Source organism: Cellulomonas sp. P4_B5_2 (genome assembly GCF_056402235.1).
In genome coordinates this window covers 1-6,714 of sequence record NZ_JBFUHU010000204.1, presented here as the reverse complement: position 1 = coordinate 6,714, position 6,714 = coordinate 1, and the positions used below count along the sequence as shown (strand labels likewise).

The 6,714-nt window shown below is 74.3% G+C and carries 7 protein-coding genes and 1 pseudogene; all 8 read right to left on the bottom strand.

The window, feature by feature from the left end; translation table 11 throughout:
* Positions 1-308 (bottom strand): annotated as a pseudogene (locus tag AC1DUQ_RS14785) (hypothetical protein); the annotation flags it as partial.
* Positions 305-985, bottom strand: coding sequence for a hypothetical protein (locus AC1DUQ_RS14780; RefSeq protein ID WP_477060855.1), 681 nt, complete (start codon positions 983-985; stop codon positions 305-307). The gene AC1DUQ_RS14780 and the pseudogene AC1DUQ_RS14785, both read right to left, overlap by 4 nt.
* A gap of 40 nt (positions 986-1,025) precedes the next feature.
* Positions 1,026-1,529: a phage tail protein gene (locus AC1DUQ_RS14775; protein ID WP_477074039.1), complete on the bottom strand. Its 504-nt coding sequence runs from the start codon at positions 1,527-1,529 to the stop codon at positions 1,026-1,028.
* Position 1,530: 1 nt separating this feature from the next.
* Positions 1,531-3,429, bottom strand: a complete 1,899-nt coding sequence (locus AC1DUQ_RS14770; RefSeq protein ID WP_477060857.1) for a phage tail sheath family protein — start codon at positions 3,427-3,429, stop codon at positions 1,531-1,533.
* A gap of 209 nt (positions 3,430-3,638) precedes the next feature.
* Positions 3,639-4,403: an AfsR/SARP family transcriptional regulator gene (locus AC1DUQ_RS14765; protein WP_477060858.1), complete on the bottom strand. Its 765-nt coding sequence runs from the start codon at positions 4,401-4,403 to the stop codon at positions 3,639-3,641.
* Between the two features lie 147 nt (positions 4,404-4,550).
* Positions 4,551-5,285 carry a phosphatase PAP2 family protein gene (locus tag AC1DUQ_RS14760; protein WP_477060859.1) on the bottom strand — a complete coding sequence of 245 codons (735 nt, stop codon included), beginning with the start codon at positions 5,283-5,285 and terminating at the stop codon, positions 4,551-4,553.
* Positions 5,285-5,962, bottom strand: coding sequence for a phosphatase PAP2 family protein (locus AC1DUQ_RS14755; protein ID WP_477060860.1), 678 nt, complete (start codon positions 5,960-5,962; stop codon positions 5,285-5,287). Before AC1DUQ_RS14755 ends, AC1DUQ_RS14760 begins: the two co-directional genes overlap by 1 nt.
* A gap of 44 nt (positions 5,963-6,006) precedes the next feature.
* The coding region (locus tag AC1DUQ_RS14750) for a L,D-transpeptidase (RefSeq protein ID WP_477074038.1) at positions 6,007-6,714 on the bottom strand (708 nt) is incomplete at its 5' end.

Below are 6,714 nucleotides of genomic sequence, written 5' to 3'. Positions count from 1 at the left end.
GCCTCGTGCGCCCCGGCGGGCTCCACGGCGACCGCGGTGGGACGGGGGAGCACGGGCGGCGACGCGGGCACGATCGCGGGCGGCCGGGCGTCGGAGACCTCCCGGGTGACGACGACCTCGGGCGGTGCGGCGTCGGGCCGCTCGTCCTGGACCACCACGGTGGGCGGCAGTCGCAGGGGTGCGGCAGGCAGCGCGACCCGCGCGGCGAGGCGACCGACCGACCGCGGGACGGATCCCGTCGCTCGCGACGGAGCGGGCTCGCCCGCCGGGGCCGACGGCGCCGCCAGGTTCCCGTCGGCGGTGGTCACTGCTCCCCCCGGGCGAGATCCACGAGGCGGCGCCGACGGTCGTCCGGAAGTGCCTCGATGACCTCGAGGTCCCAGCCGTACCGTGATGCCAGCACGTGCACGTCGTGGTCCAGCTCGGCGGGCACCGCGGCGAGCTCGCGCAGGACCAGCGCGACGACGTCGACGTCCACCTCGAGAGGGCTCCGGCACGCGGCGCAGTCCGCGTGCAGCGGACCGCTGAGCGACCCCTCGACCCTCGCGAGGTCGTCGAACGTCCCGCCGGCACCCACGCAGCACCGGCGCAGGAGCGCCTCGGGGTCACCGCGAGCGGCGAGGACGTCGGCCCAGGTGGGCTCCCGGACGCCCGCACCGGCCCCCGTCCACGCGCTGCGCCGGTCGTGCTCGCCGACGTCCGCCCGGGACAGCGGGAGGGTGGTCCGTTCGCCGCACGCGGGGCACACCACGGTGTGCTCGAGGGGTGTGCCGACGACCTCCTCGTGCAGCGTGAGGAGCGCCCGGTCGGCGAGGGAGACCGGCAGGTCGGCGGGGTCCGCGACGCCCGCGGCCGCGAGGTCGTCGGCGGGAGGCCACGCGCGCAGGGCCGCCACGGCCTGGTCGAGCAGCGCGCGAGAGCCGGCGAGCGCGCTCGCCAGGGCGGCGGTGCGGCTGCGGCGCGGGTGCTCCACTGCGACCGCCACGGTCGTGCCTCCTCACCCCGTTCGTCGGTCCGGCCCCTGCTCAGACGGCCACCTCGGCCGGTTCGGTCACGGCGACGTCGCGCTCCCAGCCCTCGAGCTCGAGCTTGAYGCTCGTGATCGCGATGGCCGCGGCCGACGCGTCGAGGGCCGGCAGCGCCTGGTAGTCGGAGACCCAGCAGCGGTAGAGCTTGTAGCTGAGGACCTTCTGACCGGCCTCGTTGAAGACGTCGACGATGAGGTCCTTGCGGAAGTCCTTGAGCGAGATCCCGGGCTGCGACAGGCTCGAGACCTTGGCGGCCCACGCCTCGAACGCGAGGTCGTGCGTGACGCCCCGCTCCAGGGTCACGGCGTCGTACGTGGTCAGGCCCGGGCTCTTGCGGTCGTGGCTCGGGTCTCCGCCGACGCGGTGCGAGACGGGCGCCGTGGTCCGCTTGAGCGGCGACATCTTGGACAGGCCCGCGACGTAGACCCCGTCCCACTTCACCCGGAACATGTGGCTCTTGTAGGGGTCGWACCGCGTCGCGTTCACGCTGAACTCGGCCATGTCACTCTCCCGCCTGGCTGAGCTGGGTGATGGTGATGAAGATGAACTCGGCCGGTTTGAGCGGCGCGAACCCCACGACGACGTTGACCCGGCCGTTGTCGATCTCCGTCTGCGGGTTCACGGACGAGTCGCAGATGACGAAGAAGCTGTCCGACTCCGACCGGCGCTCCGACTGCTGGAAGGCACCCTGACGGAAGAGGCCGCGCATGAAGCCGCCGACGGCCAGCCGCAGCTGCGCCCACAGGTCGGGGTCGTTCGGCTCGAACACGGCGAACTGCGTGCCGAGGTACAGGCTCGCGGAGAGGTAGTCGGTCAACCGGCGGACCGGGACGTACTTGGAGTCGCTCTGCAGCACGTCGCTCCCGGCGAGGGTGCGCGCGCCCCACACCACCGTGCCGGCCCCGGGGAACGTCCGCAGGACGTCGATGCCGAGCGGGTTGAGCTCGCCGGACACGTCGTCGTTCGTCGGTGCCGTGACGCCGACGATGCCCGCGATGCCGGCCTCGAGACCCGCAGGCGCCTTCCAGATCCCCCGGTTGGCGTCGGTGCGCGCCATGACGCCGGCGACGGCTCCGCTCGCCCCGAAGCCGTCGGGTCCGGCGTCGGGGGTGACCAGGCGCGGCCAGTACACGGCGCCGTGCGCGCCCTGCGCCCGGAGCAGGTTGGCGGCGGTCTTCAGCTGGGCGGGGTTGAGGCCCGCCTGCGGGTCGACGACGTAGAAGGCGTTCTGGCGACGGCAGTAGTCGAGGGCCGTGTTGACCGACGCGGTGTCGGCCGTGGTCACGCCCGGCAGGCACAGGAGGTTGAACCGCGGGAAGTCCAGGGCGTCGAGCGCGAGCATCCCCTGCCCGACCGTGCCGGACACGATCTGCGCGGCACCGACCGTCGACCCGTCGGACCCCGTGGCGAGCGGGGAGAGCGCCGCGACGGCCGGTCGGTAGGCGGCGCTCGCGCTCACCTCCGACCCGCCCCGAGCCACGCCCAGCCCGAGGTCCGCCGACGCGTCGTTGATGCCGATGAGGCCGACGACGACCGCACTGTTGAGGTCGCTGGTCTTGCTGGTGAGCACCAGGTTGCCGCCCGAGATGTTCGCGACGACCGGCCAGATCGAGCCCGCCGCGTTGATGTGGTCGCGCACCTCGGCCAGCGTGTGGGACTGCGGCGGCGACTCCGCGGGGAACAGCACGAGGTCCGTGGCGGGCCCCTGGTCGACCGACAGCCGCAGGGCCTTGCCGCTGACCGAGACGTTCGCAGGGGCCAGGGCGCCGGTCGACCGGCCCGCCGACGGCGCGGGGGCGGCGGCACCGGTCACCGTCGCCGTCACCAGCGTGCTCGCGTTGAGCACGGTGCCGACGTACCGCGTGGATGCGGGCGACATGGAGAGCTCGGCCCAGGTCTCCCTGGTCGTCACCGACGCCGGGCCGCCGCCGGCTCCGGGCGCCCACTCCGTGAGGACCAGCGTGAACCGGTCGGCGGGGAAGTCCTGGGCGGCCACCACCTCGACGAAGACGCCGCTCTGCGCCGCCGTGCCGGCCCCGGCACCGTTGGCCCACGCGCCGCGCGACCGCGCGGTCAGGGTCACCGTCAGCCCGTTCACGGCGGGCAGCGCCCGCAGGGCCGCGCCCGCGCCCGCGCCGAGCGCCCGCACGATGATCGCCTGGCTGCCTCCGTTGGCGAAGAAGTGCCCGACGGCGTCCCCCAGGGGCTGCGCCGTGCTGATCGGGTCCCCGAACTGGCGCAGGTAGCTCGCGTAGTCCGAGAGCCGCACCGGCGTGTCTCCGGGGCCCTTGCGCGCGGCGCCGACGAAGGCCGTGACGGAGGTCGAGACGCCGGTGATGGTGGCGTTGCCCGACTTCTGCTCGCGGACGTACACCCCGGGGTAGGTGGTCTGCACGGACACGGTGGCCTCCAGATCGGCTGCGCAGGCGCCGGGCAGGCGCCGGTTCGACGAGTCTTCTCCGGGCACGTCGTCCGACCGTGCCCCGGCTGATCGCACGATGTGGCCGCCCGCGTGCACGCCTGGTGGCGACGGCGTGCTCCGAACGTCTCCGGAGCGTCTCCGGAACGTGCTCGGAGCGTCCCCGCAGGGCGCGCCGGGACCGCGGGCGGTCAGGCCTGGAGCGACCGGCGCCGGGAGTCGAGCCGCACGAGCGGCGCCACGCTCACGGGCAGCATCGCCTCGAGCTGGCGTCCCGGCCGCAGGCGCAGCTCCGACCAGAGCAGGTCGCGGTACCGGGAGTAGTGGCGCAGGGCCTCGGCGACGTTCCCCTCGGCGAGGTGCGCCGAGATGACGATCCGGTGCGCGCTCTCCCGCAGGGGCTCCACCGCGGCGGCCGCCAGGGCGGCGGCGAGGGCGCCGGCGGGGCGCCCCGCGTCGAGCTCGGACCGGGCGAGCCCCTCGAGCGCGTGCAACCGCAGCTGCCGCAAGGACTCGCGGTGCACGTCGAGCCAGTCGAACGACCAGTGCGGCAGGAGATCCCCCTCGAGCAGCCGGACCGTCGTCGTCGTGGCGCGCACGGTGCCGTCCTGCGCCGCGTCGGCCAGGCGACCCACGTCCCGGAGATCGGTCTCCACGTCAGCGGCCAACGACACCTGCTGGTGGTCGCGCTCGACGAGCCCCGGTGCCTCGCGGTTGAGCCGCCACAGGGCGCGGCGCAGGGACGACGTGGCGTCGGTGTCCGGGCGTTCAGGCCACATCGCGCTCGCGGCGCTCGTCCGGGAGCGGGGCCGGTCCTGCACCGTGAGCCAGGCGACGAGGTGCTGGCCCCCTTCGGAGAGCGGCACGTCGCGGCCGTCGACGACCACGCGGAACTGGTGGAGGACCTCGACGCGCGGGGCGGCGACACCCAGCCGGGGTTGCGGGATCGCAGGCACGGCCACCTCCCCCCGGGGTCGCGCTCGTCCACGGATCCTCGCGCCCGCGCCACCGTTGCCGTACGCGCCGAGGTGTCCGTCTCGTGACGTATGTCCCTCGTCACCCTAGCCCCGGCCGCAGGACCGGGAGAAGGGGGCGCCGGCCGGTCAGCGGTGGCTCAGGCGCCGGTCCGCCGTCGACGTCCCGGCGTCGGCCGAGGACGTGTCCCGGCGCAGGTAGTTCCACGCGAGGAACGCGCACACCAGGCCGTTGAGCATGCCCATGGACACGTCCGTCAGGCTGTGCATGCCGCGGTAGAGCCGGGCCGTCCCGACGGCGATCGGGATCAACAGGCAGACGACCGTCACCACGATGCGCAGCGCCCGGTTGCCGATGCGCTGGGCCAGCATCGCGAGCACCACGTAGAACGCGGTCGACGCACCCGTGTGGCCGCTCGGGTAGCTGGAGGTGGGCGGCGACTCGTCGAGCTTCTCCACCTCGGGGCGCTCGCGGCCGACCACCAGGGCGGCCGTCATGAAGACGAGGGCCTGCACGGCGATGGCCTGCGGGGGGATGATCGCCACCCACCACTGCTTGGTCCGCCACCAGAACAGGGCCACGAACAGCACGCACGCGCCGATGATGAACTCGGTGGTGCCGATGGCGGACAGGACCGCGGTGACGGCGTCGAGCGTCTCGGTGCGCTGCGCCACGAACCACTCGTTGACGACGGCCTCGCCCGGCAGGTCGTCCAGGGGGCCGGTGATCAGGAACCCGACGCCGACGACCACCACCCACAGGCCTACGGCCGGCAGGAGGACGCGGACGGCGAAGTCGCGCCACGCCTCCTTGCGGGTGGGCGCCGAGGAGTCCAGCTCGTAGCGGTGCAGGAAGGTGTGCATCACGTCTCCTGGTCGGGGGCGGTCGCGGACCAGCCGCTGTAGCCGAGGTAGGACGCACCCGCGAGGGCAGTCCCGAGTGCGAACCCTGCGACGACGTCGGAGGGGTAGTGCACGCCGAGCATCACCCGGTCGAGGCCGGTGAGCAGGGTGCAGGTGGCGGCGACGACAGGGACGACGACCCGTCCGCGACGGCCGAGCAGCGGCCACACCAGCAGGGTCAGGGTCAGGGCGACGGCCGCGGTGTTCGTCGCGTGGCCGGACGGGAAGCTCGACCCGGGGGCGTGCTCCAGGGCGTCGTCCACCACCGGCCGCGCCCGCTGCACCAGCCCCTTCGCGCCCAGCTGCAGCGCCCAGGCCGCCATCACCGTGAGGAACGCCCACAGCGCCCGGGTGGTCAGGCCGTGCCGCCGCCACACCCAGACGCAGACCAGGGTCGCGACGAGGTTGACCCACTTCGCCTGGAACGCCTGCTGCCAGACGATCAGCGCCTGCTGCAGGTCCGGGTGGGCGCGCGTGAAGTCCGTCGCCGCCGCGATGGCCTGCTGGTCGAGGCGCAGGACGTCGTCCACCTCGGCGCGCACCACGTACGCGAGCACCGCCACCGGGACCGTGAACGCGACCCCGAACGCGGCGGCGCGCAGGAGCGCACGGCGGCGGACGAGGGGCAGCGGTCGCATTCCCGGAGGTTAGGTGTGCCGCGCGCAGACCGCGCGTCGAACGGTCAGCCGACCGTCGTGACGACCGTCCCGGCGGGCGCCTGCCACACCAGGTCGAGCACCTCGTCGCCCACCCGGACGCAGCCGTTGGAGACCGCACCCGTGCCGCGCAGGGTCGTGGTGTGGATGGCGGTCACGGCGGTGCCGGTCGGCTTGTCGTAGTGGTCGATCGTCTCGCTCTGCGTCGACAGCAGCAGCACGCGCGGCGTGGTGGTGCCGGGCTCGAGCCAGCGGGTGCCCAGCAGGAACGCGGGGACGTGCGGTGTGGGGGTCGCGGGCGCGCCGGTCGCCTTGACCGGCAGCACGTGGGTGGTCGTGCCGTCGTCGACCGTGATGGTCTGGGCGGCCACGTCGACCTGGATGGACCAGTCGGTGCCGGCGGCCTCGGTGTCACCCGCGTCGATCCACACGCTGCGGCCGTTGACCTGCGCGACGTCCTGGCTGGGCAGCGCGGAGCGGGTGGCCGCCATCACGCGCAGCCACCGGCCGCGCTGGTCGATGACCGGGAGCGTGGTGCGGACCTCGAGCGTCAGGGCGGGGACGACGCCGACCGGTGCCCCGGCGGGTGCGGCGCGGGCGGCGGTGTCGCGGGCCACGATCGCGGTCTGCCAGCGGCCGAGCGCCGGGTCGTCGTTGGCGCGCTGGGGGAGCCCGTCGGTGCCGGGSAGGCCGGGGACGACGTGCAGGAGGTCGATGACCGGCAGCGCGGCGAG